Here is a 23,152-nt window from a genome sequence, read left to right as displayed (position 1 = left end):
CAGGTGGGTTCGCAGAACGATGTCATCGCCGGGCAGTACCACCTGGTGAACCGGCTGGGGTACGGCGGGATGGGCGAGGTGTACCTGGCCCAGGATCTGAACCTCGCCCGGCAGGTGGCGGTCAAGCTGCTGCTCCCGAACAACGTCGAACGGGAGGAGCGCCGTCACCGGGACCGCTTCAGGCGGGAGGCCAGGACGACCGGCACACTCGGCCGTTCACGGCACTTCCCCCAGGTGCACGCCTTCGGCGAGCACGAGGGCGAGCCCTTCCTCGTCATGGAGTTCATCGAGGGCCCCACCCTGGAGGAGCTGGCCGAGCAGCATCACCCGCTGCCGTTCCGCGGCGTCGTCGCGATCCTGGCCCAGCTCGCCACCGCCCTCGCCTCGCTGCACGACGCCGGACTCGTGCACCGTGACCTCAAGCCGTCCAACGTCATGATCGCGCCGGGCGGCGTCGTCAAGGTGATGGATCTCGGCATCGTCGCCCACACCGATCCCTTCGCGACGCGTATCACCACCACGGGCGGCGCGGCCCCGGGCACCGTCGCCTATGCCGCCCCCGAGCAGGTGACCGAGGGGTACGCGGAGCCGCGCAGCGACCTCTACTCGCTCGGCTGCATCGTCTTCGAACTCGTCACCGGGGAGTACCTCTTCACCGCGGAGACCGCGTACGCGATGGCCCGCTGCCACGCCGACGAGCCGCCGCGCAGGATCGCGGACGTACGCCCGCAGACACCGCCGTGGCTGGCCGAGACCGTCGACCGGCTGCTGTGCAAGAACCCGGATCTGCGGCCGGGCGACGCGCGGGCGCTGTTCGACCTGGTCCGGCCGCACCTGGCGGTCCTCGAATCGGCCGGCTGCCCCGGACTCGGGGACTACGACCCGACCCTGCCGTGGGTGCGGCCGTGCTCTCCGCCGCCCCTGCCGAAGAAGTCCCCGTCGGACGCGCGACGTCGGCAGGGCTCCGACCTCGACGACCTGGCACGCCGCCAGAAGCGCACCACGGAACTGCGGCGGGACGACCTTTCCCGCATCCGCGCCGAGGCCGGCGCCTTCGCGAGGGACGGCGATCTGCGCGGGGCCGTCCGTCTGATCGACCAGTGCCTCGACAGCGCGGTGGGCCGCTTCGGCCGTATCGAGTCGGGTGTCGTACGGCTGCGCATCGACCGCGCCGCACTGCTGCGCGAGGAGGGACTGCCGCGGGACGCGCACTCCGCGTACACCGAGGTACGCCCTGATGCCGTACGGGCCTTCGGGGAGCCGAGTCCGGAGGTCCGGGAGATCGACGACGGCATCGAGCGGTGCGCGCAGGACGGCGGGCCGCACTGACCGGGACGACCCGAGCCGGGCGGAGGTGGCCGCCGGACCGCGCGGGACCCGGCCGCCCGGCGGAACGCCGGTACGCTTCACGTCTTCCCCGAGGGACACGGCGGGACGCAGGGAGACAGGCGTGGCAGAAGAACCGACCACGGTGACGGCCACCGGAATCGCCAGGATCGCCGGTGTCGGCCGGCCCGCGGTGAGCAACTGGCGCCGCCGCCACCAGGACTTCCCCCGGCCGGTCGCCGGGACGTCCGCCAGTCCCGCCTTCGACCTGCGTGAGGTGGAGCGATGGCTCGACCGGCAGGGAAAGCTCCGCCCCCTCGCACCGCTCGGCCGCCTCACCCGGTGCGCCGAGACGTTCGGCGCGGCAGGACGGCCCGCGGAGGCCCTCGCCCTGGCCGGGCTGGCACTGCTGACCGCACCCGCCGAGGCGCCCACCCCGGACCGGCTCGGCGACGCGGTACGGGCGGTCGTGTCGCCCCGGCATGCCGGCCTGCTCCTGACCGGGCTGCCCCCCGCGTGGTCGGCGGCCCAGCGGGAACTCCTCGAAGCCGCCCGGCTGGTGGCGTACGAGGAGGATCGCGTCCGCGTCCTGGAGCACCTCCACGCGTGGTACGCGACGGCCCGGGGCACGGCAGGGCTGACGGACGTCCCCACCGCCCTGGCCGGTCTCATGCTGGACCTCACCGGCCCGGCGGACTCGGTCCTCGACAGCGCCTGCGGAACCGGTACGTTCCTGCGTCCCGCCCTTGAGGAGAGTCCGCCCGGCAGGCCGCCACGGATCCTGGGACAGGACCGCCGTCCCGAGTACGTGCGCATCGCGCTCCTTCGCCTTCTGCTGCTTCGCTCGCGGGCCGGGGCCGGGGCCGATCCGGAGGCCGACGGACGGCTGCGCCTGGGGGTGGGCGGTCCGTTCCCGGAGGACGCCTTCGCCGAAGAGACGGTCGACGCCGTCGTCGGCGGTCCTCCGCCGGACGGCCTCCAGGACTGGACCCAGGACCGGTTCGCCCTTGACTCCCGGTGGCTGTACGGGGGTCCTCCGCCGCGCTCCGAGCCGGAACTCGCCTGGGCGCAGCAGGTGTTGGCGCGCCTCAGACCCGGCGGCCGGGCCGCCCTGCTCATGCCCGCGGCCGTGGCCGGACGGTCCACAGGGCGCCGGATCCGCGGCGAGCTCGTCCGGCGCGGTGTGGTCCGGGCCGTCGTCGGACTGCCCCCGACGACGGCGGCCGGGAACAGCAACGGCGCCCACCTGTGGGTGCTGCAACGTCCGGAGGCAGCCGGTGTCCCGGACGCGGCGGTGCTGCTGGTGACCGCCGAGGCCGTGCGCGGAGACCGGCACGCGTCGCCGGGCGACCCCTTCGACGTGCTCCGCCGACGGGTCAGGGACCTCTGGGCCGGTCACCGCACCGGACACGGGACATCGGGCACCGAGGGGGTCATCGCCCGGCGCGTACCGCGGGCCGAGCTGCTCGACGAGGACGCCGACCTCACGCCGCGACGTCATGTGCCGGGGCAGGGCGGGGCGTACGCGCTCGACGCCGTGCTGAGGATGCCCGCCGCGCTGGAGGCCAGACTCGCCGCGCTCCGCGTCGCGTTGCCCCGGCCGGACCGCGCTCCTCGGCCCGAGCCGGAGGACGTGTCCACGGCGACGCTGGGAGAGCTCTCGCGGACCGGAGCCCTCACCCTGCACCGCCACCCGGCCCGTGCCGCGGGCCAGGAATCTCCCGGCACCGACCGGGTGGAGCCGGCCCTCACAGGACAGGACGTCGCGGCCGGACGACCCGCGAGCGGATCCCTTCCCGTACGCCCCGGCACGGAGCCGGCTGCCCGGGTACAGGCCCACGACATTCTCGTCCCGTCGCTCGCCGGAGACCTGGTGGCCAAGGTCGCGACGGAGGAGCAGATCGGGGCCCGGCTCGGCCCCGGCGTCCATGCCGTACGCGTCGACCCGGACCTGCTCGACCCGTGGTTCGTGGCGGGCGCCGTCACCCACCCCGACAACGCGGCGAGAGCCGCGCGTCCGTCCGTCACCGCGAGCGGTGCCCTGCGTATCGACGTGAAACGGCTGCGCCTTCCGCTCCTGCCGGTCGACGTGCAACGCCGCCGGGGCAGCGTGCTGCGCGGTCTCGACCGGTGGGGGGCGGAGCTGACGCGTACCGCCGAGGCCGGGCAGGCGCTCGCCCGTGCCTTCACCGCGGCTCTGATCGACGGAAAGCTCGCGGCGCCGGACGACTGATCCGGTCGTGGGAGAGGGCTGAGTCGCGTGGGACGGCTGAGTCGCGCGGGACGGCTGACCGGACCGGGTCATGCCGGGGTGGCGTTCTGCTGTGGCTCCGGGACGGCGTCGAGATCCACGGCGTACATGGGCCGTTCGTCGATGCCGAGCAGGCGCATCAGCTCGGCCGTCGGAATCCGGTACTGGCGTCCGACCCGCATGATGGAACAGGGGAACGTGCCCTCGTAGACGAGCCGGTACGCGGTTCCCCGGCAGATGCCGAGCGCGCGTGCGGCCGTCCGCAGATCCACCGTGACCGGCAGTTCGAAGATCTCCGTGAAGCCGAGCCGACGTGACAGCGCCTGCTTCATGCCTGCCTCGCCCCGCGCCGGAGCGCCAAGGTGCCGATCTGCCGCCTCCGGTCGCACGGTGCCACACGGTACGAGCCGGGGCGCGCTTCCAGGTGCCCGGTCAGCTTGCCGAGCATCTCCTTCCGCACCTGCTGCGAGGCGATCCGGAAACGGAGCGGCGCGTGCAGCCCGGCCCGTTCCGGACGGAGGATCTCCAGCGCGAAGTCCTCCCGCCCGCACGGGTCCGCCGCCGGTCCGTCCGGCGCGGTCTGCTCGTCGTCGTCCGCGATGTTCTCCGGCAGGGTGGAGGGAATCTCCCGCAGCCCTGCGCGGGCGAGCCGCCAGGCGCTGCTGCGCGCCGCACCGAGCCAGGTCCGGACCGGGGGAGGCGGACCGTGCTCCCCGCTCCGCAGCCCTTCCAGCAGGGCGAGTGCCATCTCGGACTCCACGTCGGACCGGTCGACACCCAGCCGCGTGCTGATGCGCCGGACGGTGCCGGTGAGCTGCGGCAGGGCCAGCCAGATCACCAGGAGCCGCCAGGGGCCGCCCGGTGCGGTCTCGGCGCGCGCCGCGCCCAGGGCCTCCTGCCAGATCGAGGAGGCCAGGGCCGGGACGGCCGCCGGTCCGTACAGGGCCTCACGGGCTTCGGCGGGGGAGAGCGGGACCGGGGCTTCGCCGTCCTCCGTGCTGACACACAGCCGTGCCTCCTCCGCCGCGCGGGGATTCTCGAAGTGCCGGGTGACCGCGGCGAACAGGCCGCCGGGGGCGATAAGGGCCATGGAACGTCCTCTCTGGGCCCGCGGACCGACGCCGGGGCCAGGTGAACAGAGGCCGGGTGGTGAGCGCGGACGCCCGACCGCTCATCCCCGAAAAAGGGGCAAAGCGGTCATGAGTCCCACCTGCCTCAGAATTACACACGCGTGCTGTCGTGTCGGGTCCTCGGCCGAGTGGCGGAGCGGCCGGCCCGTACGTGTACCGGGCCGGCTCGGAGGACAGGCGGCGTGCTCCCGGGCGCGGGGCGCCCGCCCGCAGGCGGGCGCCCCGCTGGGCTGTGGAGCGGACCTCCTCAGTCCGTCTTGGCCGGTGGTGCCTCGTGCGGCGCCGCGGTCTGCGGCGCCGCGAGGCTCTCGGGCCGCACGGTGCGGCCGGTGCGTCGCGGGGTGGGCGGGAAGCCGCCGGACCGCCTGAGGTGGCCGGGGAGGTGTTTCTTCATGGCAATCGATCCTTTCGGACGAAGACGGAGCCGGTATCGCCCTGTCCGGCGAGCGGCTGACGCCATCGTGCCGGGCCCGCGGGGTCCGCCGCGGCACCGGATCTGACGAAAACCTGACGCGGGTCTGAAGCGGTAGAGCGTGTCGACGAGCGCCCAAGTGCGCCCGAATGCAGGAGTGTTCTCGTCATGGCTGCTGCTTCGGTGCGTGAGGGAGGACAGGCAGTGGAGGCGCGTGTACTCGGCCTGATCAGTGTCAGGGGATCGAACGGAAAGGGGATCTGTGGGGTGAAGAAGGCGACCGCGCTGTTCGGACTGCTGGTGACTTCGCCGCAGTACCGCTGTACCACCGACGAGATCGCCGAGCACCTCTGGCCGGGCCAGGAGTGCCCGCGAGAACGGGTGTACAAGGTCGCCTCGTTGCTGAGGGGCGTGCTGGGGGATGAGGTCCTCCCCGATCTGAGATCGAGCGTCTGTGTGATGAACCTTCCGGAAGGAAGTGTCGATCTGCTCCGCTTCCGCGAAGGGGTGCGGAAGGCCGCTCACCTCAAGTGGCCGGAGAAATTCGCGCAGTTGTGCACGGCCCTGGCGGAATGGCAGGACGACGAACCGCTGCGCGGGCTGCCGGAGGAAACGTTCGGCGGACGCAGGGCCGAGCTGCGGGAGGAGCTGATGGCCGCCGTCTGCGACCAGATGGAGGCCGCACTGCGGGCCGGCGAAGACACATGGCTTCGCATGGAAACGAAGAAATGGTATGAGCGCATGCCGGAACGGTCCCGGATCTTCGGGTTCTATCTGATCGCCCATGGACAGGCGATGGCGAGAGGGGTACTGGAGAGGCTGATCGACAAATGGGAGGCGGCCCACGGGAAGACGGAACAGGACCCGGAACTCCAGGAAATCGTCGACGAACTGCGTTCCACCCCGCGGCGTTCACGCGGTACCTCTCTTCGTCGGGTCCCGGACCAGCTCCCCGCGGGCAAGCACCGTCCTTTCGGGCGTGCCGGACTCATCGATGAACTCGCCGGGGTGGCCCGGACGCGGCAGGAGGCGGAAAGGCCGACGCTGATCGTGCTCAGCGGAATGGCCGGGGTCGGAAAGAGCCTGGTGGCGTACCGGCTCGGGGCGGTCCTCCGGGAAAGGTTCCCGGACGGCGCCCTCTACGCGAACCTCCGCGGGTTCGCGGGCGCCGAAGTGCGGCCCGCCGAACCGGAACACGTCCTGGACGGATTCCTGGCCGAGTTCCCGCCCTATTCGGGAGCGGCGGGAATCGAGGCGAAGAGCGCGGCGCTGCGTTCGGTCCTGGCGGACAAGTCGGTGCTCATCGTGCTGGACGACGCGGTGGACGTGGCCCAGGTGCGTCCGCTGCTGCCCGGGAACGGCACCAGCGCGGTGATCGTCACGAGCCGTAACACGCTCAGGGGTCTGGGCGCCGGACAGGACCCGTACTTCCGCAAGGTCGACCTCCTGGACGACGAGTCCGCCGCCGCCATCCTCCGGGAGAAGCTCCCGAAGGGCGACCCGAGAGGCCGTGAGCCGCTCATCCGTGCCCTGGTCGAACTGTGCGGCCGGCACCCGCTCGCTCTCACCGTGATCGCCCGGCGCCTGGAGAACCGGTCGGTCCGGGGCACGAGCGACCTTGTGCGGGATCTCCGGGAGGAGAAGGAGAAGCTGGGTGTTCTGCACCTGCCCGAGGAGGAGTTGTCCGTCCGGATGGCGTTGGCCTGTTCCATCCGCGCGCTGTCCCCGGCCGCCCGTCGGCTGCTCAGGCGACTCGCCGTGCACCCCGGCCCGAGTGCCGGCTGGGACGCCGTGATGGACCTCGGTCCGGCCGGCGACGCACCGCGCCCCGACCACGCCCTGGAGGAACTGGTGGCGGCCAGCCTGGTGGAGCTCCGGGCCGACCGCTACAGCCTGCACGACCTGGTGCGCGCCTTCGCACGCCACGAGGTGGACCCCGAAGCCGACGGCGTCCCGGAGGACTTCGAGGACGCGACCGTACGGCGGGTGCTGGAACACCAGTTGCACAACGTCCACGCCTGTGACCGCCGCCTCCATGAGCAGCGGGCACTTCCCGTGGGTGACCCCGCCGGGGTGAGAGTGTTCGAGCCGGTGGACCTCGAACAGGCGCTGGCCGTGCTGGACGACGAGTACGACACCGTGCAGCTCGGCATTCAACTGGCTCACCGGAAAGGGCTGGAGCGCTACGTCTGGCTGCTGCCGATGGCTCTCGTCACCTATCAGTGGTCGCGCCGCCGCCTGGACGACGCGTTGCGAGGGCTGACACTGGCGCGGGAGGTGGCGGAGAAGGTGGCCGAGCCCGCTCAGTGCGCCATGGTGCACCGGATGCTGGCCGGGACCTACTGGCGGCAGGAGCAGTTCGAGCGGGCGGCGGGCCATCTGTTCCGGGCCGTCCGGCTGAGCAAGGAGGACGACACCGGGACCGGCAGACTGAGTCTGGCGCATTCCCTGCACACGCTCGCGCTCACGTTGCGCAAACAGGGGGACGGGACGGCGGCGGAGGAGCATCACCGGCAAGCCCTGGAGCTGTACCGGGCGCTGGGCGACCGCAGCGGGGAAGCGGCGGCGCTGAACGGCATCGGTACCCTCCACCGCGACCGCGGGGAGTACGACGAAGGGCTCCGCGCCTGTGGTGAGGCGCTGCGCATCGCGGAGGGGACGACGGACCGGAGGTGCGGGGCGGACGCCCTGTACACGCTCGCCCAGATCCACCTCTCCAGGTCGGAGGGGGAGGAGGCGCTCCGGCTGCTCCGGCGGGCCTGCGGAATTCTGTGTGACCTCGAACACTGGCACGACGAGGCCAAGCTCCTGTGGCTCTGTGCCGATGTCCTGGTGGCGGCAGGCCGCTCACCCGAGGCCGTCGAGGCACTGGAACGCGTCCTCGTGCTGCGCGAACTGATGGGCGGCCACGACACCCAGGAAGTACGGGACCGTCTGGAAGAGCTGCGGTGAGGGCTCGTGCCCCGGGGGAACAGGCATACTCGGTCCCGGCGTGAGCGACGGTCGGCCGATCAGGGAGGTACCGCGGTGTCCGAGGACCCGTCCGGCGGCATACCGCGCGCACGGTCGTCGTCCGTGCGGCCGGAGCCGGAGCCGGAGCCGGTTTCGGTTCCCGTGCCCGTGCCGTGCCGGGTCGTGGTCTGCCGGGACTGCTGCTGCGGTACGCCCAAGGTGACCGGAGTCGACCACGCGGCGCAGACCGCGCGGCTGCGGGCCGGGGTGCCGGTGCGGATCTCCGCGTGCCTGGACGTGTGCGACCAGGCCAATGTGGTCGTCGTGCAGCCGTCGGCCGCGGGCCGGGCGGCCGGGGCACGGCCGGTCTGGCTGGGGCTGGTCAATGACCCGGAGGCCACGGAGGACATCGTCGGCTGGGTGCGGGCCGGTGGCCCGGGGGTGGCCCCGCTGCCGGACATCCTGGAGCTGTACGCGTTCGACCCGCCCGGACGAGGAGTGGGCAAACGCCCCCCGGCCGGGCTCGACCGGCCCTAGGATGACGGCGGTTCGCCCGCGCGTTCGGCGGACGGACCGTGTGTACGACAACCGCATAGGGCGCGTGCCTGGGGGAAGCCGGTGGGATTCCGGCGCTGACCTGCAACCGTGTGCGGCCGGTGGGCCGCGAGTCGGGACACCCGGGGCGCGCCGTGAACCGCTTCCCCTGTCATGGTCTGCAGCGCGAAGCCGAGAGTCTCGCCCGAGGCGGCGGCGGTGCCCGCTCCGTCCGCTCGGCGACGGGGCTGCGGGCCGCCCACACCAGGAAGGCTCCCGCCGTGCGACACACCTCCGGCACCTCAGCCGTCTCCCGTACCTCCCTGCGCCGTACGCTCATCGCCTCCGTCGCCCTCGGCGTGGCCCTGGCCGCCGCGCCGGCCACCGCCCAGGCCCACGGCGCACCGGGCACGCACGCCGTGCACGGCACGAACACCCCGGTCAGGGTGACGCTGACCGTGCAGGGCCCCGACGGGCCGCTGTTCCACGGGAAGGTCTGGACGCGCGGCCACGACGTCACCACGGCGACGGGCGGTACGCACAGATGCGACGGGACGAACGGGAGCGCCCACCCCTCCGCCGTGCCGACGCCCACCGCCGCCCTCGACGACGCCGCCCGCAAGCGGCACTTCGGCTGGGACGGCGCCTGGTACGCGTCGTTCGACGACTACGCGGTCGACAGCATCAAGAACGTCAGCGGCGGCGGCTCGGCGTACTGGAACATCTCCGTCAACGGCACGCCCACCCCGGTGGGCGGCTGCCAGTTCCGGCTGAACGCCGGGGACACGGTGGCGTTCACCTGGACGGCCTTCTGACGGCTGCCCGCCGCCCGGCGGCCGGGGGAGCACGCTCCTCCGGCCGGCCGGCGCCCCGGCAGGGCCCCGCTCCGACGGGAATCCGGTACGGCTCCAGCCGTGGCACTGGATTTACTAGGACGTCCAACTATATTCTGGGGACGTAGGCCCGCGGTGCAGGGAAGCCGGTGTGATTCCGGCACGGTCCCGCCACTGTGACCGGGGAGTACGCCGTCGAGCAGGACGCCACTGACGAGCTGGATGTCGGGAAGGCGGACGGCGCGCGCTGATCCGGGAGTCAGGATACCGGCCGTGGGATGTTCCGTGTGGTCCACGAGGATGGAGCTGACACGCATGGCACCGGTGCGTTTCCACGATCCCGGCGAGCTGCGCCGCGGGGGTTCCCCGCATTCCGCCACCGGCCTCACCCGCCCCGGCCCGACGGCCTGACGGTCCGGCGTCCTCAGCGTTCCGCGCCGACCGCCCTCGCGCACGCCCGCGTCCATGAGCGGGCCGTGCGCCGGTCGCGCGCGCCGTCCTGGATCACCCCCACCTGACGAGAGCAGGCACCCATGATCCGTCCGAACCACCCCGCCGGTGTACGGGAACTGACCCACTTCATCGGCGGCGAGAACGTCCCGGGCACCTCGGGGGCCCAGGGCGACGTGTACGACCCCAACACCGGAGAGGTCCAGGCCCGGGTACCGCTGGCGGACCGGGCCGAGACCGAGGCGGCGGTCACCGTCGCCGCCGAGGCGCAGCGCGCCTGGGGCGAGTGGAACCCGCAGCGCCGCGCCCGGGTCATGCTGCGCTTCCTCCAGCTCGTCGAGCAGGAGAAGGACGACCTGGCCCGGCTGCTCTCCGCCGAGCACGGCAAGACCGTCGCCGACGCGCACGGCGACCTCCAGCGCGGCCTGGAGGTCGTCGAGTTCGCCGCCGGGATCCCGCACCTGCTCAAGGGCGAGTTCACCGACAACGCGGGCACCGGCATCGATGTGCACTCGCTGCGCTCGCCGCTCGGCGTGGTCGCCGGCATCACCCCGTTCAACTTCCCCGCCATGATCCCGCTCTGGAAGGCCGCCCCCGCCCTGGCCTGCGGAAACGCCTATGTCCTCAAGCCGTCCGAGCGGGCACCCTCGGTGCCGCTGCGGCTCGCCGAACTCTTCTTGGAGGCGGGCCTGCCGCCGGGCGTCCTCAATGTCGTCAACGGCGCGCGGGAAGCCGTCGACACCCTGCTGGAGGATCCCCGCGTCGCCGCCCTCGGCTTCGTCGGCTCCACCCCGGTCGCCGCGCACGTCTACGCCACCGCCGCCGCCCACGGCAAGCGCGCCCAGTGCTTCGGCGGCGCCAAGAACCACATGATCGTGATGCCGGACGCCGACCTCGACCAGGCCGTGGAGGCGCTGGTCGGTGCCGGGTACGGCTCGGCGGGCGAGCGCTGCATGGCCATCTCGGTCGCCGTGCCGGTCGGCGAGGAGACCGCCGACGCCCTGGTCGCCCGGCTCAAGGAGCGCATCGGCACCCTGCGCATCGGCCGCAGCGACGACCCCGAGGCCGACTTCGGCCCGCTGGTCGCCCGGGACGCGGTGGAGCGCGTACGGTCCTATGTCGACCTCGGGGTGGAGGAGGGCGCCGAACTCGTCGTGGACGGGCGCGACTTCGTGCTCCCCGGGCACGAGAACGGCTTCTTCGCCGGGGCCTCCCTCTTCGACCGGGTCACCCCCGACATGCGCATCCACCAGGAGGAGATCTTCGGTCCCGTCCTGTCCGTGGTCCGCGCGGCCGACTACGAGGAGGCGCTGCGCCTGCCCAGCGAGCACGCCTTCGGCAACGGCGTGGCCATCTTCACCCGGGACGGAGACACCGCCCGCGACTTCACCCGCCGGGTGAACACCGGCATGGTCGGCGTCAACGTGCCCATCCCGGTCCCGGTCGCCTACCACACCTTCGGCGGCTGGAAGCGGTCCGGCTTCGGCGACCTCAACCAGCACGGGCCGGACGCCGTCCGCTTCTACACCCGTACCAAGACCGTCACGTCCCGCTGGCCCGCCGGGCTGCGCGAGGGCGCGAGCTTCACCATTCCCACGATGGGCTGAGCGACCATGACCCACACCCTGCTCACCGAGGACCAGCAGGCCCTCGTGGAGACCACCCTCGACTTCGCCCAGGACCACCTGGCACCGCACGCCCTGGACTGGGACCGCGACAAGCACTTCCCGGTCGACGTCCTGCGCAAGGCGGCCGGGCTGGGCCTCGGCGGCGTCTACGTCCGCGAGGAGTCCGGCGGCTCCGGCCTCGGCCGGGCCGACGGCGTCCTCGTCTTCGAGACCCTCGCCTCCGGCTGCCCCGCCATCGCCGGATACCTCTCCATCCACAACATGGTCGCCTGGATGATCGACCGCTACGGCGACCCGGCCCAGCGCGAGCGGTGGCTGCCCCGGCTGTGCGCCATGGACGACCTGGCCAGCTACTGCCTGACCGAACCCGGCGCGGGCTCCGACGCGGCGGCCCTCACCAGCCGGGCCGTCCGCGACGGCGACACCTATGTGCTCGACGGCGTCAAGCAGTTCATCTCCGGCGCGGGCGCCTCCCAGCTGTACATCGTGATGGCCCGCACCGGCGGCACCGGAGCGGACGGCGTCTCCGCCTTCGTCGTCGACAAGGACGACGCCGGAGTGGGCTTCGGCCCGAACGAACGCAAGATGGGCTGGAACGCCCAGCCCACCCGCCAGGTGATCCTGGACGGCGTACGGCTGCCCGCCGACCGGCTGCTGGGCCGCGAGGGCGACGGCTTCCGCATCGCCATGAACGGCCTCAACGGCGGCCGGCTCGGCATCGCCGCCTGCTCGCTCGGCGGCGCCCGCAGCGCCCTGGACCGCAGCCTCGCCCACCTCGCCGACCGGGAGGCGTTCGGGCAGCGGCTGCTCGACGCGCAGGCGCTGCGCTTCCGGCTGGCCGACATGGCGACCGAACTCGCCGCCGCCCGCGCCCTGGTGCAGCAGGCCGCCCGCGCCCTGGACGCGGGCGACCCGCAGGCGCCGTACCTGTGCGCGATGGCCAAGCGGTTCGCCACCGACACCGGGTACACGGTCGCCGACCGCGCGCTCCAACTGCACGGCGGCTACGGCTACCTCAGCGAGTACGGCATCGAGAAGATCGTCCGTGACCTGCGCGTCCACCAGATCCTGGAAGGAACCAACGAGATCATGCGCGTCATCGTGGCCCGCGGCCTGACGGAGGCGTTCCGGTGACCGGCACCGAGGACCCCGTCCTCCTGCGCACCGACGGCCGGGCCGCCCACATCGTCCTCAACCGGCCCCGGGCCCTCAACGCCCTCACCCACGAGATGGTCCGCCGCATCGACGCGGCCCTGACCGCCTGGGAGCACGACCCGGCGGTGGCCACCGTCGTCATCAGCGGCGCGGGCGAGCGCGGCCTGTGCGCGGGCGGCGACATCCGGGCCATCCACGACGACGCCAAGACCGGCGACGGCACCGCGGCGGCCGCGTTCTGGCGCGACGAGTACCGCCTCAATGCCCGGATCGCCCGCTACCCCAAGCCGTACGTCGCCGTCATGGACGGCATCGTGATGGGCGGCGGCGTCGGCGTCTCCGCCCACGGCAGCGTCCGCGTCGTCACCGAACGCGCGCGCGTCGCCATGCCCGAGACCGGCATCGGCTTCGTCCCCGATGTCGGCGGCACCTATCTGCTCGGCCTCGCCCCGGGCGAACTGGGCACCCATCTGGCGCTGACCGGCGCGCAGACCGGCGCCGGGGACGCCCTGCTGTGCGGGCTCGCCGACCACCATGTGCCCGCCGCCGCGCTCGGCGCCTTCACCGCCGACCTCGCCGTGCTGTCCGTGCACGACGCGCTCGCCCGGCATGTGCAGTCGCCGCCGCCGGGCGCACTCGCCGGGCAGCGGGAGTGGATCGACGCCTGCTACGCGGCCGACACCGTGGAGGAGATCGTGGACCGCCTCCTCGGCCGCGGCGAGCCCGCCGCGAAGGAGGCGGCCGAGACCCTGCTCACCAAGTCGCCCACCGCGCTGAAGGTCACCCTCGCCGCGCTGCGCCGCGCCCGGCACCTGGGCCCGCTGGAGGCGGTCCTCGACCAGGAGTACCGCGTCTCCTGCGCCGCGCTCGCCGCCCCCGACCTGGTCGAGGGCGTCCGCGCCCAGGTCATCGACAAGGACCGCAGGCCCCGCTGGTCGCCCGGCACCCTCGCCGAGGTCAGCGCGGCCGACGTGGACCGCTTCTTCGCCCCGCTCGGCGACCGCGAACTGGGGCTCGCCGGATCCGACAGCACCGTGGAGGTGGCCTGGTGAGCCTGACCGTCGCGTTCATCGGACTCGGGCACATGGGCGCGCCCATGGCCGCCAACCTGGTCAGGGCCGGGCATCGCGTACGGGGCCACGACCTGGTGCCCGAGGCCCTGGAGAGCGCCGTCCGCGCGGGTGTCGAGCCCGCCGCCGACGCCGCCTCGGCGGTCGCGGACGCCGACGTCGTCGTCTCCATGCTGCCCGCCGGACGGCACGTCCTCGGCCTGTACGGCACCGTCCTGGCGGCGGCCCGGCCCGGCACCCTCTTCGTCGACTGCTCCACCATCGACGTCACCGACGCCCGTACGGCCCACGAGCGGGCCGCCGCCGCCGGGATGCGGTCGCTGGACGCCCCCGTCTCCGGCGGGGTGGTCGGCGCCGAGGCCGGCACGCTCACCTTCATGGCGGGCGGCGGCGAGGCGGAGTTCGCCGAGGCCCGGCCGCTGCTGGAGGCCATGGGCAAGAAGGCCGTCCACTGCGGCGGCGCGGGAGCCGGGCAGGCGGCCAAGATCTGCAACAACATGATCCTCGGCGTCTCCATGATCGCCGTCAGCGAGGCGTTCGTGCTCGGCGAGCGCCTGGGCCTGTCCCACCAGGCCCTCTACGACGTGGCGTCCACGGCGTCCGGGCAGTGCTGGGCGCTCAGCGTCAACTGCCCGGTCCCCGGCCCGGTCCCGGGCAGCCCCGCCAACCGCGACTACCGGCCGGGCTTCGCCGCCTCCCTCATGGCCAAGGACCTCGGACTCGCCGCGCGGGCCGCCCGCGACAGCGGGGTGGACACCGGACTGGGCCTCGCGGCGGCCCGGTTGTACGAGGAGTACGCCGAACACGTCGGCGCCACCGAGGACTTCTCCGGCATCGTCCGCACCATCCGGGACCGTGGCACCCGGCAAGAACAAGAAGGGGAGGGGGAGAAGCGATGAGCACGCGGAACGGTGCCGGGCTTCCCGCGTACGAGACGATCCTCGTCGAACGCAAGGGGCGCACCGCCCTGCTCACCCTCAACCGGCCCGAGGCCCTCAACGCCCTGAATCTGACGGTCATGCGCGAGGTGGTGGCCGCGACCGAGGCGCTGGACCGGGACCCGGAGTGCGGCTGCGTCGTCATCACCGGCTCGGCGAAGGCGTTCGCGGCGGGCGCCGACATCAAGGAGATGCAGCCCCAGGGGTACCTGGACATGTACCTCGGCGACTGGTTCGCGGCCTGGGACCGGCTCGGGCAGCTGCGCACCCCGACGGTGGCCGCCGTCGCGGGCTACGCCCTGGGCGGCGGCTGCGAGCTGGCCATGCTCTGCGACATCCTGCTCGCCGCCGACACCGCCGTCTTCGGGCAGCCCGAGATCAAGCTCGGGGTGATCCCCGGCATCGGCGGCTCCCAGCGGCTGACCCGCGCGGTCGGCAAGGCCAAGGCCATGGAGCTGTGCCTGACCGGGCGCACCATGGACGCGGCGGAGGCCGAGCGGGCCGGACTGGTCTCCCGGGTGGTGCCCGCCGACGATCTGCTCGGCGAGGCGCTGGCCGTGGCCGAGACCGTCGCGGGCATGTCGCTGCCGGTGGCGATGATGGCGAAGGAGGCCGTCGGACGGGCCTTCGAGACGACGCTCGCCGAGGGCGTCCGCTTCGAACGGCGGCTCTTCCACGCGGTGTTCGCGACCGAGGACCAGAAGGAGGGCATGGGCGCCTTCGTCGACCGCAGAGCGCCCGGGTTCCGCCACCGCTGAGCGGCGGACCGCGTGCCGCCGCGCCCGGTCCGCCCTGCTGGGAGGGGAGATCACGTTCGGGGATCACCTCCCGGACGCGGTCTTGGCCGGGACGGCGGCACGCGGTACCGTCTGTTCGATATCGACGACGGCGAGACGGAAGCCGGTGGGAAACCGGCACGGTCGCGCCACTGTGTGCGACGGCTCCCCGGAGCCGCTCGCGAGTCAGACCCGTGGCCGTCGTCCAGTGCACCACCGAGATGGGACGCGAACTCCCAGAGGAGGCCCCTGCCATGGCGCAGCATGTCGCCCAGCCGACCGCCGACGCACCTGTCCTGCCCGCCAAGCTGCCGCTGAAGGCGATAGCTCCCTGGGCGGTCTTCTTCGGCATCCTGATGCTGATCCTGCTCTACTTCGTCGGCGCCGAGCAGGGCGCCACCTCCGTGTTCAGCGGCACGGACGTCCACGAGTGGGTGCACGACGCCCGCCACCTGCTCGGCTTCCCCTGCCACTGACGCGAGGGACGCCGCACACTCATGAACTCCGCAACTGTGCGAAACCTCCTGGTCCGCGGCATGCTCGCGGGCCTGGCGGCGGGCGTGCTCGCCCTCGTCGTCGCCTATCTCCTCGGTGAGCCCGGTGTCGACAAGGCCATCGCCTTCGAGGACGCCCACTCCCACGAGCACGAGATGGAGGTCGTCTCCCGCTCGCTCCAGTCCACGGCGGGCCTGGCCACCGGTGTCCTCGTCTACGGGGTCGCCTTCGGCGGCATCGCCGCGCTCGCCTTCTGCTTCGCGCTGGGCCGGGTGGGCCGCTTCAGCCCGCGGGCGACCGCGCTGCTGCTGTCGGGCTGCGCCCTGCTCGCCGTGTACGTCGTGCCGTTCCTGAAGTACCCGGCCAACCCGCCGTCGGTCGGCGACCCCGACACCATCGGCAAGCGGACCGCGCTGTACTTCCTGATGATGGTCCTCAGCGTGCTCCTCGCGGTCGCCGCGACGCTGCTCGGCAAGCGCCTGGCGCCCGCTCTGGGCACCTGGTGGGCGACCGTGGCCGCCGTCGCCGCCTTCGCCGTGGTGATCGGCCTGGCCTATGCCTTCCTGCCGGTCATCAACGAGGTGCCGCAGGACTTCCCGGCCGCTCTGCTGTGGCGCTTCCGGCTCTCCGCCCTGGCCATCCAGTCCGTGCTGTGGGGCGGCTTCGGCCTGCTCTTCGGCGAGCTGGCCCAGCGGCTGCTGGCCCCCGCTCCGGCCGGGTCCGGCGCCGGGCGGGCGGTTCCGGCCGCGCGCTGACGCTTTTCCGGACACCAGAGGGCCCTTCGGAACCACCGGGGGCCCTCTGCCGTTCTCCGGGACACCGGCCCGCACGGCACGCGGCCCCGGCCCAGTACGGCGCCCGGCACGGCACAGCGTCCGCCGACCGTGTGCGGACCCCAGCCAGAAGCGGAGGAACCGAGTGGCCAGAGCCCCCCGGCCGCGTCACATCACACTCGGCGGCCGTGCGGCGGTCGCCCTGACCGTGGAGGAGTACGACCAACTGATCGCCAGCCGACGGCAGATCGGCGGCCAGAGCGCCCGGGTGCGGGTGCTCGCCCAGCGGGCCAAGCAGGCCGAACGGCTGCTGGACGACCTGGAGGCGCTGATCACCGCGCATCGGACCGACTGCCCCGGGCACACCCGCCCGGACCCGGCGGACCGCCCCGAGGACGGGACCGTCCCGAAGACCCCTTCGGAGGACGTCCCCGGGCGCTGTCTGTGCGGCGACGTCGAGTCCCTGCTGCGCGCCCACCGGGACACGGTGTCCTGAACCGCCGGGACCGCGCCGACGCGCGTGCTACGGCGCGGCGGGAGCGGTCAGCGGCCGCCCCAGCCGCAGGTTCCAGCGCCCCGCCCGGCCGCTGACCTCGGTCACCGTCAGCGGGGCCACGTCCAGCCGCCAGAAGACGGCCGCGTCCAGGCCCAGCGCCGCGACGACCGCCGCCCGCACCACCTCCGGCTCGACCACGGCGACGCTGCGCCCCTCGGCCCCGGCCACCTCCACGAGCCACTCCGCCACCCGGCCGCACAGGTCCGCCACGGACTCACCGCCGTGCGGGGCGCTCGCGGGGTCGCCGAGCCAGCGGGCCAGGGCCTGCGGCTCGGCGGCGCCCACCTCGTCCAGCGCGAGCCCCCGCCAGCGGCCCACGTCCAGACCGGCGGGCGCCGGGGCACGTACGCCGTCCAGGCCCAGCGCGTCGGCCGTCTCGCGGCAGCGCGCGCCGGGGGACACGAGGACGCGCGCGGCGGCGGGCAGCGACCCGGCCGCCGACCGCGCCGCCGCGGCGCCGCCCTCCTCCAGCGGGCCGCCGTCGTCGAAGCGGGCCTGCCGCACGGACGCGTTCATGGCGGGGGAGACGAGCAGCATCCGGCTGGTCACGCGGTCACTCCTGGGGTGCGGCCCACGGGCCGCGGACGGGGTCGGACGTACGGGACTCGACCGGGTAGGGCACGTACGTGCGCCGGTCGGGGTCGATGGCCAGCCGGCCGCCCGCCGGGGGCCGGGCCCGCTGCGCGCAGTCGCGGCGCTCGCAGATCCGGCAGCCCAGGCCGATGGGCGTGGCGGCCCGCGGATCGTCCAGGGCGATGCCCTCGGCGTAGACGAGCCGGTGGGCGTGGCGCAGCTCGCAGCCGAGCGCGACGGCGAACTCGGCGCGCGGGGCGTGGTGCCCGGAGCCGCCGCGGGTGATGGTCCGCGCCACCCAGAAGTACCGCTTGCCGTCGGGCATCTCCGCGACCTGGGTCAGTATCCGGCCGGGCGCGGAGAACGCCTCGTACACCGTCCACAGCGGGCAGGTGCCGCCGAGCCGGGAGAAGTGGAAGTCGGTCGCGGACTGCCGCTTGGAGATGTTGCCGGCCCGGTCCACGCGCAGGAAGGAGAACGGCACACCGCGCCGCCCGGTGCGCTGGAGGGTGCTCAGCCGGTGGCAGACCGTCTCGAAGCCGACGCCGAAGCGGGCGGACAGCAGCTCGATGTCGTAGCGGGTCTCCTCGGCGGCCCGGTGGAAGGCGGTGTACGGCATCAGCAGGGCCCCGGCGAAGTAGTTGGCCAGGCCGATGCGGGCGAGCGCCGCCGACTCCGCCGAGGCGGTGCCCAGGGCGCCCTGGGCGAGGCGGTCCAGCAGCGGCCCGTGGCCGAGCAGCGCGAGCTGTGTGGCGAGCTGGAAGGCGCGCTGCCCGTCGCTCAGCCAGGGGGAGAGGAACAGCAGCCCGGTCTCCGGGTCGTAGCGCCGGGCGTCCACCGAGCGGCCCGCTGCGGCGGCCCGCACCACGCGCACGCCGTGCCGCTCGGCCAGCCGGACGGCGAGCGGGTCGGCGGCCCGGCCCGGCCGCAGGCCGAGTTCGGCCGCGATCCGCTCGGCCTCGGTGTCCAGCGGCTCGAAGTGGTTGTGGTGGGCGTAGAAGAAGTCCCGTACCTCGTCGTGCGGTTCACCGGGCGGCAGCAGGTCCTCCGGGCCGCCGCCCGGCGCGGCCAGGGCGGCGGCCTGCTCGGCGGCGTCGCGGTAGCGGCGGTGCAGGGCGACCAGGGCGCGGGCCACCTCCGGATGGTCGCGGGCGGCCTCGGCGCACTCCTCGGGCGCGGGCAGCGGCACCCCGCACGCCTCGTCGGCGAGCGCGGCCCGCAGCTCGGCGGCGAGCCGGTCCTCGGCGGCCTCGGAGAAGAACTCCGCGTCGACCCCGAAGACCTCCGCGATGCGCAGCAGCACCGGCGCCGTCAGCGGCCGCGTGCTCTGTTCGAGCTGGTTGGCGTAGCTGGTGGACAGGCCCAGCGCGCGGGCCATGTCGACCTGGTTCATCCCGTGCTCGCGGCGCAGCCGGCGCAGCTTGGCATGGGCGTAGATCTTCCGGACGGCCGGTCCCCTCGCCATGCGCGCACCTCCCGCTCCCGCCCGACCCGGCTGCGAACATAGCATCCGCAGGATTCGCAGATTCCGCAGATCCGCAGCTCGCGGATGTACGGATTACACAGCGTGGAGCGGTGGCCGGGCGGTGGGCCGCCGGGAAGGCTGAGGGTGTCCGTCCCGGCGTGCCCTCCGAGGAGTCCTGTGATCGAGCACCACGTCCGCGTCCGTCCCAGCGCCGACCGGCTCCCGCGCGAGCAGCAGCTCGCCTGGAAGCTCGCGGCGGTGGCCACCGCCACCGGGGAACCGGACCCCGGCAGCGCCGCGATGGCCGTCAACCGGGTCATCGACAACGCCTCGGTCGCCGTCGCCTCCCTGCTGCGCCGCCCGGTCGCCGTCGCCCGCGCCCAGGCCACCGCCCACCGCGGGGCCGCCCCGGGTGCCGCCGTCTTCGGCAGCCGCGCCCGCGTCTCCCCGGAGTGGGCGGCCTGGGCCAACGGCACCGCCGTGCGCGAACTCGACTTCCACGACACGTATCTGGCCGCCGACTACTCCCATCCCGGCGACAACATCCCGCCGCTGCTCGCCGTCGCCCAGCACACCGGGCGCGGCGGCGCGGATCTGCTGCGCGCCACCGTCGCCGCGTACGAGATCCATGTCGCCCTGGTCAAGGGCATCTGCCTGCACGAACACCGCATCGACCACGTGGCGCATCTGAGCGCGGCCACCGCGTGCGGACTGGGCGCGCTGCTGCGGCTGCCCACCGAGACGGTGTACCAGGCGGTCCAGCAGGCCGTGCACACCACGACCGCGACCCGGCAGTCCCGCAAGGGCGAGATCTCCAGCTGGAAGGCGTACGCGCCCGCCTTCGCCGGGAAGGCCGCGATCGAGGCCGTGGACCGGGCGATGCGCGGCGAGACCTCCCCCTCGCCGGTCTACGAGGGCGAGGACGGCTTCCTGGCCTGGATGCTGGACGGGCCGGACTCCGACTACACCGTGGCGCTGCCCGAGCCGGGCGAGCCGCGCCGCGCGATCCTCGACACCTACACCAAGGAGCACTCCGCCGAGTACCAGGCGCAGGCGTTCATCGACCTGGCCCGGCGGCTGCGCGAGAAGGCCGGACCGCTGGAGCGGGTCCGCTCGGTCGTGCTGCACACCAGCCACCACACGCACCACGTCATCGGCTCCGGCGCGGGCGACCCGCAGAAGTACGACCCCGCGGCCAGCCGCGAGACGCTGGACCACTCGGTGCCGTACATCTTCGCCGTCGCCCTGGAGGACGGCACCTGGCACCACGAGCGCTCCTACGCCCCCGAGCGGGCCGCCCGCCCGGAGACGGTCGCGCTGTGGCGGAGGATCAGCACGGTCGAGGACCCGGAGTGGACCCGCCGCTACCACGACCCGGACCCGGACCGGCGGGCCTTCGGCGGGCGCGCGGTGATCACCCTGGAGGACGGCACGGTCGTCGAGGACGAACTCGCCGTCGCCGACGCCCACCCGGCCGGCGCCCGGCCCTTCGGCCGCCCGGCCTACGCCGCCAAGTTCCGCACCCTCGCCGAGGGCGTCGTCGCCCCCGCCGACCAGGACCGCTTCCTGAGCGCCGCCGAGCACCTGGCCGACCTGGGCCCGGCCGGTCTCGACGGGCTGTTCCCGGCCGTCGGCACCGAGGCCGTCGCCGCATACGACGCCCGGCTGCCGAAGGGGCTGTTCTGATGCTGCTGCACACCCGCACCACGCCCGAGCGGCGCCGCCGCGCGCTGCGCGAGCGGCTGGCGAGCGGCCGGCTGCTGGCCGTGCCGGGCGCGCTGAACCCGCTCTCCGCCCGGCTCATCCAGGACACCGGCTTCGAGGCCGCCTACCTCTCCGGTGCCGTCCTCGCCGCCGACCTGGGCCTGCCCGACATCGGCCTGACCACCTCCACCGAGATCGCGGACCGCGCCCGGCAGACCACCCGGGTGACGGACCTGCCCGTCCTGATCGACGCCGACACCGGCTTCGGCGAGCCGATGAACGCGGCCCGCACCGTCCAGCTGATGGAGGACGCGGGACTGGCCGGACTCCATCTGGAGGACCAGGTCAACCCCAAGCGCTGCGGCCACCTCGACGGCAAGACCGTCGTGCCCCGCGAGGAGATGACCCGCCGGGTCCGGGCCGCCGTCGACGCCCGCCGCGACCCGGACTTCCTGCTGATGGCCCGCACCGACGCCCGCTCCGTCGAGGGCCTGGCCGCGGCGATCGACCGGGCGAAGGCGTACGTCGACGCGGGCGCCGACGCGATCTTCCCCGAAGCCCTCGCCGACGAAGCCGAGTTCGAGGCGTTCCGCGCGGCGGTCGACGTGCCGCTGCTCGCCAACATGACCGAGTTCGGCAAGAGCCGCCTGCTGGACGCCCGCACCCTGTCGAACCTCGGCTACGACATCGCGCTCTACCCGGTCACCCTGCTCCGGCTCGCCATGGGCGCCGTCGAGGACGGCCTGCGCACCCTGGCCGCCGAGGGCACCCAGGAGTCCCTGCTGCCCCGGATGCAGACCCGCTCCCGGCTCTACGAGCTCCTCGGCTACGAGGAGTACGCGGCCTTCGACTCGGCCGTCCACGACTTCACCCTCCCGCCCGGCACCTGACCCGAAGGCAGACCCATGACCACCAGCGCCGAGATCCACCGCGGACTCGCCGGTGTCGTCGTCGACACCACCGAGATCTCCACCGTCATCCAGGAGACCAACTCCCTCACCTACCGCGGCTACCCGGTGCAGGACCTCGCCGCCCGGTACTCCTTCGAGGAGGTCGCCCATCTGCTCTGGTACGGCGAACTGCCCGACGCGCGACGGCTCGCCGAGTTCCGGGCCGCCGAGCGCGCCCTGCGCCCGCTGGACCGCACCACCGCCGAACTGCTGGCCCGGCTGCCCGAGACCTGCCACCCGATGGACGTGCTGCGCACCGCCGTCAGCTTCTTCGGCGCCGAGGACCCCACCGAGGACGACGGCAGCCCGGCCGCCCACCACGCCAAGGCCCTGAACCTGCTGGCGAAGCTGCCCACCGTGGTCGCCGCCGACCAGCGCCGCCGCCGCGGACTCGACCCCGTCGCGCCCGACCCCGGCCTCGGGTACGCGGAGAACTTCTTCCACATGTGCTTCGGCGGCGTGCCCGACCCGGACGTGGTCCGCTGCTTCGAGATCTCCCTCGTCCTGTACGCCGAACACAGCTTCAACGCCTCGACGTTCACCGCCCGCGTGGTCACCTCCACCCTGTCCGACCTCTACAGCGCGGTCACCGCCGCCGTCGGCGCCCTCAAGGGACCGCTGCACGGCGGCGCCAACGAGGCCGTGATGCACATGCTGGAGGAGATCGGGGACCCGGCGCGCGCCGAGGAGTGGCTGGAGGAGGCGCTGGCCGCCCAGCGGAAGATCATGGGCTTCGGGCACCGCGTCTACCGGCACGGCGACTCCCGCGTACCGATCATGCAGGATGCCCTGGACCGGCTGGTCGCCCGCGCCGCCGACCCCGAGGTCACCCGCCTGGCCACGCTGCACGCCGCACTGCGCCGCGCCGTGCGGGCCCGCAAGGGCATCCACCCGAACCTGGACTACCCGGCCGGGCTCGCCTACCACCTGATGGGCTTCGACACCCCCGTCTTCACCCCGGTGTTCGTGATGAGCCGGGTGACCGGCTGGACCGCCCACATCACCGAACAGCTCGCCCACAACGCCCTGATCCGGCCGCTGGCCGCCTACGCGGGCCCGGGACAGCGGTCGGTGCCGATCGCGCGCTGAGGGTCGCTGAGCCCGGGAACGGCTCAGGAATGCTCAAAAGTGATCGCTACACACCCATTGCGAGCAGAAAAGAACAATCCTTAGGGTGCGGC

At 73.5% G+C, this 23,152-nt stretch carries 21 protein-coding genes and 3 riboswitches; of the genes, 16 read left to right on the top strand and 5 right to left on the bottom strand.

All coding sequences use genetic code 11. The features are described 5' to 3' along the window. Positions 1–3 precede the first annotated feature (3 nt). Positions 4–1,329: a serine/threonine-protein kinase gene (locus tag ACWDYF_RS17160; RefSeq protein ID WP_389468550.1), complete on the top strand. Its 1,326-nt coding sequence runs from the start codon at positions 4–6 to the stop codon at positions 1,327–1,329. 121 nt (positions 1,330–1,450) lie between these two features. Next, on the top strand, positions 1,451–3,559 hold the full coding sequence (locus ACWDYF_RS17155; protein ID WP_389468547.1) for an N-6 DNA methylase: 2,109 nt from the start codon (positions 1,451–1,453) through the stop codon (positions 3,557–3,559). A 68-nt stretch (positions 3,560–3,627) separates the two neighbouring features. Here ACWDYF_RS17155 and ACWDYF_RS17150 read toward each other — a convergent pair whose 3' ends face one another. The 3 genes from ACWDYF_RS17150 to ACWDYF_RS17140 all read right to left on the bottom strand — a co-directional run bounded on the left by ACWDYF_RS17150 (position 3,628) and on the right by ACWDYF_RS17140 (position 5,101). Further along, positions 3,628–3,909, bottom strand: a complete 282-nt coding sequence (locus ACWDYF_RS17150) for a helix-turn-helix domain-containing protein (RefSeq protein ID WP_381739659.1) — start codon at positions 3,907–3,909, stop codon at positions 3,628–3,630. Further along, positions 3,906–4,667, bottom strand: coding sequence for a hypothetical protein (locus ACWDYF_RS17145; protein WP_389468542.1), 762 nt, complete (start codon positions 4,665–4,667; stop codon positions 3,906–3,908). Before ACWDYF_RS17145 ends, ACWDYF_RS17150 begins: the two co-directional genes overlap by 4 nt. Before the next feature lie 287 nt (positions 4,668–4,954). Then, positions 4,955–5,101, bottom strand: coding sequence for a hypothetical protein (locus tag ACWDYF_RS17140; RefSeq protein WP_158679211.1), 147 nt, complete (start codon positions 5,099–5,101; stop codon positions 4,955–4,957). Positions 5,102–5,386: 285 nt separating this feature from the next. On the opposite strand from ACWDYF_RS17140, the gene ACWDYF_RS17135 reads away from it, so the two are divergent. The 11 genes from ACWDYF_RS17135 to ACWDYF_RS17085 all read left to right on the top strand — a co-directional run bounded on the left by ACWDYF_RS17135 (position 5,387) and on the right by ACWDYF_RS17085 (position 17,219). Then, complete coding sequence (locus ACWDYF_RS17135; RefSeq protein ID WP_389468536.1) at positions 5,387–8,071, top strand: AfsR/SARP family transcriptional regulator; 2,685 nt, start codon at positions 5,387–5,389, stop codon at positions 8,069–8,071. A gap of 123 nt (positions 8,072–8,194) precedes the next feature. Continuing rightward, on the top strand, positions 8,195–8,608 hold the full coding sequence (locus ACWDYF_RS17130; protein ID WP_389468781.1) for a hypothetical protein: 414 nt from the start codon (positions 8,195–8,197) through the stop codon (positions 8,606–8,608). Between the two features lie 71 nt (positions 8,609–8,679). Next, positions 8,680–8,750, top strand: a riboswitch (cobalamin riboswitch). Between the two features lie 136 nt (positions 8,751–8,886). Then, positions 8,887–9,420, top strand: a complete 534-nt coding sequence (locus tag ACWDYF_RS17125; protein WP_389468533.1) for a DUF4430 domain-containing protein — start codon at positions 8,887–8,889, stop codon at positions 9,418–9,420. 110 nt (positions 9,421–9,530) lie between these two features. Further along, a riboswitch (cobalamin riboswitch) is annotated at positions 9,531–9,728 on the top strand. A 243-nt stretch (positions 9,729–9,971) separates the two neighbouring features. Next, positions 9,972–11,495 (top strand): CoA-acylating methylmalonate-semialdehyde dehydrogenase, encoded by a 1,524-nt coding sequence (locus tag ACWDYF_RS17120; protein ID WP_381739668.1) that lies wholly within the window; start codon positions 9,972–9,974, stop codon positions 11,493–11,495. Between the two features lie 6 nt (positions 11,496–11,501). Then, positions 11,502–12,650 (top strand): acyl-CoA dehydrogenase family protein, encoded by a 1,149-nt coding sequence (locus tag ACWDYF_RS17115; protein WP_018564521.1) that lies wholly within the window; start codon positions 11,502–11,504, stop codon positions 12,648–12,650. Further along, positions 12,647–13,723: an enoyl-CoA hydratase/isomerase family protein gene (locus ACWDYF_RS17110; RefSeq protein WP_389468529.1), complete on the top strand. Its 1,077-nt coding sequence runs from the start codon at positions 12,647–12,649 to the stop codon at positions 13,721–13,723. The genes ACWDYF_RS17115 and ACWDYF_RS17110 overlap by 4 nt, the downstream gene beginning before the upstream one ends. Further along, the gene (gene mmsB / locus ACWDYF_RS17105; protein ID WP_381739670.1) at positions 13,720–14,640 is read left to right on the top strand and encodes a 3-hydroxyisobutyrate dehydrogenase; all 921 of its coding nucleotides are present in this window, start codon (positions 13,720–13,722) and stop codon (positions 14,638–14,640) included. Before ACWDYF_RS17110 ends, mmsB begins: the two co-directional genes overlap by 4 nt. Beyond that, positions 14,637–15,437 carry an enoyl-CoA hydratase gene (locus ACWDYF_RS17100; RefSeq protein ID WP_381739672.1) on the top strand — a complete coding sequence of 267 codons (801 nt, stop codon included), beginning with the start codon at positions 14,637–14,639 and terminating at the stop codon, positions 15,435–15,437. Before mmsB ends, ACWDYF_RS17100 begins: the two co-directional genes overlap by 4 nt. Positions 15,438–15,548: 111 nt before the next feature. Beyond that, positions 15,549–15,672: riboswitch (cobalamin riboswitch) on the top strand. A gap of 37 nt (positions 15,673–15,709) precedes the next feature. Then, a complete protein-coding gene (locus ACWDYF_RS17095) occupies positions 15,710–15,931 on the top strand; it encodes a CbtB domain-containing protein (protein ID WP_018564517.1) in 222 nt (73 codons plus the stop codon). A gap of 21 nt (positions 15,932–15,952) precedes the next feature. Next, positions 15,953–16,705: a CbtA family protein gene (locus ACWDYF_RS17090; RefSeq protein WP_389468524.1), complete on the top strand. Its 753-nt coding sequence runs from the start codon at positions 15,953–15,955 to the stop codon at positions 16,703–16,705. A gap of 163 nt (positions 16,706–16,868) precedes the next feature. After that, positions 16,869–17,219 (top strand): hypothetical protein, encoded by a 351-nt coding sequence (locus tag ACWDYF_RS17085; protein ID WP_389468521.1) that lies wholly within the window; start codon positions 16,869–16,871, stop codon positions 17,217–17,219. Positions 17,220–17,246: 27 nt separating this feature from the next. Here ACWDYF_RS17085 and ACWDYF_RS17080 read toward each other — a convergent pair whose 3' ends face one another. Both ACWDYF_RS17080 and ACWDYF_RS17075 read right to left on the bottom strand, forming a co-directional pair. Then, positions 17,247–17,828, bottom strand: coding sequence for a histidine phosphatase family protein (locus ACWDYF_RS17080; RefSeq protein ID WP_389468518.1), 582 nt, complete (start codon positions 17,826–17,828; stop codon positions 17,247–17,249). A 4-nt stretch (positions 17,829–17,832) separates the two neighbouring features. Continuing rightward, a complete protein-coding gene (locus tag ACWDYF_RS17075; RefSeq protein ID WP_381739678.1) occupies positions 17,833–19,317 on the bottom strand; it encodes a short-chain fatty acyl-CoA regulator family protein in 1,485 nt (494 codons plus the stop codon). A gap of 177 nt (positions 19,318–19,494) precedes the next feature. On the opposite strand from ACWDYF_RS17075, the gene ACWDYF_RS17070 reads away from it, so the two are divergent. The 3 genes from ACWDYF_RS17070 to ACWDYF_RS17060 are packed head-to-tail and all read left to right on the top strand — an operon-like array spanning position 19,495 to position 23,060. Further along, on the top strand, positions 19,495–21,003 hold the full coding sequence (locus ACWDYF_RS17070) for an MmgE/PrpD family protein (RefSeq protein ID WP_389468514.1): 1,509 nt from the start codon (positions 19,495–19,497) through the stop codon (positions 21,001–21,003). Between the two features lie 2 nt (positions 21,004–21,005). Further along, positions 21,006–21,911 (top strand): methylisocitrate lyase, encoded by a 906-nt coding sequence (gene prpB / locus ACWDYF_RS17065; protein ID WP_381740335.1) that lies wholly within the window; start codon positions 21,006–21,008, stop codon positions 21,909–21,911. Between the two features lie 15 nt (positions 21,912–21,926). Next, complete coding sequence (locus tag ACWDYF_RS17060; protein ID WP_389468511.1) at positions 21,927–23,060, top strand: bifunctional 2-methylcitrate synthase/citrate synthase; 1,134 nt, start codon at positions 21,927–21,929, stop codon at positions 23,058–23,060. Positions 23,061–23,152: the final 92 nt, after the last annotated feature.

This window comes from Streptomyces sp. NPDC003284, assembly GCF_053589675.1.
Note: the sequence above shows the minus strand (reverse complement) of the source record. Positions and strands in the feature narration are given on the sequence as shown.

What these genes read in the sequence shown, in the direction of transcription:
- ACWDYF_RS17095 (WP_018564517.1), top strand. Translation starts at nt 15,710, where the DNA reads ATGGCGCAGCATGTCGCCCAGCCGACCGCCGACGCACCTGTCCTGCCC.
- ACWDYF_RS17150 (WP_381739659.1), bottom strand. Translation starts at nt 3,909, where the DNA reads ATGAAGCAGGCGCTGTCACGTCGGCTCGGCTTCACGGAGATCTTCGAA.
- ACWDYF_RS17060 (WP_389468511.1), top strand. Translation starts at nt 21,927, where the DNA reads ATGACCACCAGCGCCGAGATCCACCGCGGACTCGCCGGTGTCGTCGTC.
- ACWDYF_RS17145 (WP_389468542.1), bottom strand. Translation starts at nt 4,667, where the DNA reads ATGGCCCTTATCGCCCCCGGCGGCCTGTTCGCCGCGGTCACCCGGCAC.
- ACWDYF_RS17100 (WP_381739672.1), top strand. Translation starts at nt 14,637, where the DNA reads ATGAGCACGCGGAACGGTGCCGGGCTTCCCGCGTACGAGACGATCCTC.
- ACWDYF_RS17115 (WP_018564521.1), top strand. Translation starts at nt 11,502, where the DNA reads ATGACCCACACCCTGCTCACCGAGGACCAGCAGGCCCTCGTGGAGACC.
- ACWDYF_RS17120 (WP_381739668.1), top strand. Translation starts at nt 9,972, where the DNA reads ATGATCCGTCCGAACCACCCCGCCGGTGTACGGGAACTGACCCACTTC.
- ACWDYF_RS17090 (WP_389468524.1), top strand. Translation starts at nt 15,953, where the DNA reads ATGAACTCCGCAACTGTGCGAAACCTCCTGGTCCGCGGCATGCTCGCG.
- ACWDYF_RS17140 (WP_158679211.1), bottom strand. Translation starts at nt 5,101, where the DNA reads ATGAAGAAACACCTCCCCGGCCACCTCAGGCGGTCCGGCGGCTTCCCG.
- ACWDYF_RS17075 (WP_381739678.1), bottom strand. Translation starts at nt 19,317, where the DNA reads ATGGCGAGGGGACCGGCCGTCCGGAAGATCTACGCCCATGCCAAGCTG.